Genomic DNA, 867 nt, shown 5'->3' with positions numbered 1-867 from the left:
TAATATTTATAAATAATAATCTATTCATGTATTAGCTATATTAMATTTGYTTATCCTTAGCTTATATATAATAGAATTAAATAGAAAGGTGAAATTTATGATATACTTAAGCAATTATAAAATCGGTTTAGAAGATATAGGAAKAAATAATGAAGCGACTAATAAATCGCTTCTTAAAATAATGCAAGATGTGTCAGGACTTCACAGTGCATCTGTAGGCTATGGAGCTTTAGATATAGAAACTAAAAAAAGAGCTTGGATGATTTTAGATTGGAAGATGAAGGTATTAAAAAGACCTAAATATAATGATGAGATAAATGCACAAACATGGTCTAGAAAAGCAGAAAGACTATATGCTTATCGTGATTTTGAACTTAAAGATAAAGAAGGAAATATAGTTGCAATTGGAACATCAAGATGGATTTTGGTTGATATAGATAGAAGAAGACCAGTAAGACTTACATCAGATATTACAGATTTATATGAGTCTGAAACAGATAAAAGTGTATTTTCAGAAGAAATGGAAGATATAAAATCCGAAGATTATCTTTTTAAAAAGGACTACGCTATCCAAAGAAGAGATATTGATATTAATGGACATATGCATAATTTAAACTATTTAGATATGGCATATGAAGTTTTACCAGAGGATGTTTATAAGAATAAGGTTTTTGACAATATAAGAATAGTATACAAAAAAGAAATAATGTATGGTCAAAAGGTTGAATGTTATTATGAGGAGCAAGATAATAAGCATATTATTACTGCAAAATGCGAAGAGAAAATAAATGCAATAATAGAATTATCATAAGGTTAATATACATAAAAAATAGCACTTTACTTACATTTATTGTGTAGTTTAGTGCC

At 26.9% G+C, this 867-nt stretch carries 1 protein-coding gene; it reads left to right on the top strand.

Going from position 1 to position 867, the window contains the following annotated elements; all coding sequences use genetic code 11:
• Positions 1-97 precede the first annotated feature (97 nt).
• Entirely contained in the window at positions 98-811 is a 714-nt protein-coding gene (locus G3997_RS05030) for an acyl-[acyl-carrier-protein] thioesterase (RefSeq protein WP_296649074.1), read from the top strand.
• Positions 812-867 lie beyond the last annotated feature (56 nt).

The organism is Romboutsia sp. 13368, assembly GCF_018336475.1.
Lineage (GTDB): Bacteria > Bacillota > Clostridia > Peptostreptococcales > Peptostreptococcaceae > Romboutsia.
This window is presented reverse-complemented; position numbering and strand designations above follow the sequence as displayed.